Consider the following 1,714-nt stretch of genomic DNA (forward strand, 5'->3'; position numbering starts at 1 on the left):
CATCCATGGGGGCTTGGCCGCGGCATCCATGCCGCGGACACCCCCGCAACCGGACCCACCCCGCCTTCGACAGATCTCCGCGATCTGCCGGAATGGCATGGTCTGCTCCTGGTAGGTGTCGACCTTGGTCGACACGGCGTGGCCTGCTATAGGTGGGTGTCGACCTTGGTCGACACGGTAGATCCACGCCATGGGTGGATGGAACTGAGGAGCAGAGTGGGCTCGGCTTCTGGCGCGCGGCGCCTCCGCAAGTGGAGCCCCCTTGTTGTTCAAGGGGGCGCGCCGACAGGCGSGGGGATAAGGTGGRATGCGGGCGGGGCCCACGATTTGCGCAGCAAATCGTGGGACGTAGCGCAGGTGGAGATTAGATCTCCACCTGCGCGCCCAGCTCGACCAGGCGGTTGCCCGGAATCCGGAAGAAGCCCGTCGCCGGGGCGGCGTTCCTGTGCATCAGCGCGAACAGCTTGTCGCGCCAGATCGGCATGCCACGGTTGGCGGTGGCGACGATGGTCTCGCGGCTGGCGAAGAAGGTGGTGTCCATCGGGTCGAAGTAGATGCCACCGTGGTCGCACGAGCGCATCAGCGCCAGCGGTACGTCGGGGGTCTCCATGAAGCCGAAACGCACGTAGACCCGATAGAACTCATCGCCCACCGATTCGATCTTCAGGCGCTGCCCTTCCGCCGCGTACGGCACCGGCAGGGTCACCACATGCAGGAACACGTTGCGCTCGTGCAGCACCTTGTTGTGCTTGAGGTTGTGCATCAGCGCATGCGGGGCCACGGCCGGGTCGGCGGTGAGGAACACCGCGGTGCCGGGTACGCGTACCGGCGGCGCCAGCATCAGGCCCGGCAGGAAGGTGTCGATGCGGATGCCGTCCTTGCGGATCTCGTCGCGCAGCAGTTCGCGGCCACGGCGCCAGGTGCGCATCATGGTGAACAGGAAGATGCCCAGCACCACCGGGAACCAGGCGCCCTGCAGCAGCTTGGCGCCGTTGGCGATGACAAAGCCCAGATCGATGATGAAGAACACCACGCACAAGGGCAGGATCCAGTTGCGTGCCTTGGGCCACAGCGAACGTGCAACCAGGGCCAGCAGCAGGGTATCGATCAGCATGGTGGCCGACACCGAGATGCCGTAGGCCACGGCCAGGTTGGACGAGCTGCGGAAGGCCAGCACCAGGCCGATCACCATCACCGCGATGCCCCAGTTGATGCCGGGGATGTAGATCTGGCCGATGGTGTCGTGCGAGGTGTGCTTGATGCGCATGCGCGGGATGTAGCCCAGCTGCATGGCCTGGCGCGAGACCGAGAACGCACCGGTGATCACCGACTGCGAGGCGATCACCGCAGCCATCGTGGCCAGGATGATCATCGGGTACAGCGCCCACGACGGCACCGCCTCGAAGAACGGGTTCTTGACCGCCTCGGGATGGTTGAGCACCAGCGCGCCCTGCCCCAGGTAGTTCAGCACCAGGCAGGGCAGCACGAAGAAGTACCAGGCGTGGCGGATCGGCTTGGCACCGAAGTGGCCCATGTCGGCGTACAGCGCCTCGCCACCTGTCACCGCCAGCACCACCGCGCCGAGGATGAAGATGCTGTGCCAGCCGTGCTCCATGAAGAAGCGGATCGCCCACCACGGGTTGAACGCCTTCAGCACTTCCGGCGCGTCGACGATGTTGTAGATGCCRATCGCGGCCAGCGAAATGAACCAGAT

The 1,714-nt window shown here is 65.4% G+C and carries 1 protein-coding gene; it reads right to left on the reverse strand.

The window, feature by feature from the left end; translation table 11 throughout:
- Nucleotides 1–364: 364 nt before the first annotated feature.
- Nucleotides 365–1,714 (reverse strand): potassium transporter Kup (locus AC1VAN_RS20940; RefSeq protein WP_480986648.1); only part of this gene is annotated, 1,350 nt, incomplete at its 5' end.

This window comes from Stenotrophomonas sp. 05L44_2, from assembly GCF_056665995.1.